The 684-nt window shown below is 39.5% G+C and carries 1 protein-coding gene; it reads left to right on the top strand.

Annotation, left to right across the window (positions count from 1 at the left end; translation table 11 throughout):
* Positions 1 to 211: 211 nt before the first annotated feature.
* Positions 212 to 568 carry a DUF5076 domain-containing protein gene (locus tag L2729_RS21550; protein WP_248990047.1) on the top strand — a complete coding sequence of 119 codons (357 nt, stop codon included), beginning with the start codon at positions 212 to 214 and terminating at the stop codon, positions 566 to 568.
* Positions 569 to 684: the final 116 nt, after the last annotated feature.

Here is a 684-nt window from a genome sequence, read left to right on the forward strand (position 1 = left end):
ATACTCCTAGTAATAATGGCCTAACAAGACCTGTACTAGTAAGTATTTAGGATGGGAGAGCAAAGAGGCTTGTTATCTCTTCTGCCGCATAGCGGCTTCGTTCAACAAGTTACTCAAACGGGCGCTAAACTGTTGGCTAGCTTCGTTCCTCGCAATTTTAGCCAACAATTTTGCGCCGCTTAGTAAGGCGTTATGTGTAAAGGAAAGTTTTGTGAAAATTAATCTTATAGTTTCATTATTTACTGTTTTCTTAGCTTTAGGGAGTACGAGTGTGTTTGGAAAAAATAAAAATGAATTAACACCTCCGCCGATGGCAAAAGAAGTTAAAGATTCTTTTGAAATTCTTCGTGTTTGGTCTGATCATAATTATTCTAGTGAATTTATTATTGATCCTAAATGGGAAGAGCCAGCGGTATGGGGAATAGCACTCGCTGATATAGTAAAAAACATTGCAGTAGCGCATGTGGAAAAACATGGTGGCAATGTGGAAGAGGTTCAAGAATCTATTTCACAGGTGCTAATAGCAGAACTTCAGGATTCAACAGCACCAGCTCAAAGAGTTGAGTAAATTTACACATAACGAATAAGGATAGGCCGCGCGTAGCCGCGTCCTTATCCCGATTGTTGAACAAGCCCGAGTGATACCTTTATAGTGTAAATATCAGCGTAAGATCTTACGCTTTT

It is taken from the genome of Shewanella gelidimarina, from assembly GCF_023283945.1.
In the GTDB taxonomy this organism is placed as follows: Bacteria; Pseudomonadota; Gammaproteobacteria; order Enterobacterales; family Shewanellaceae; genus Shewanella; species Shewanella gelidimarina.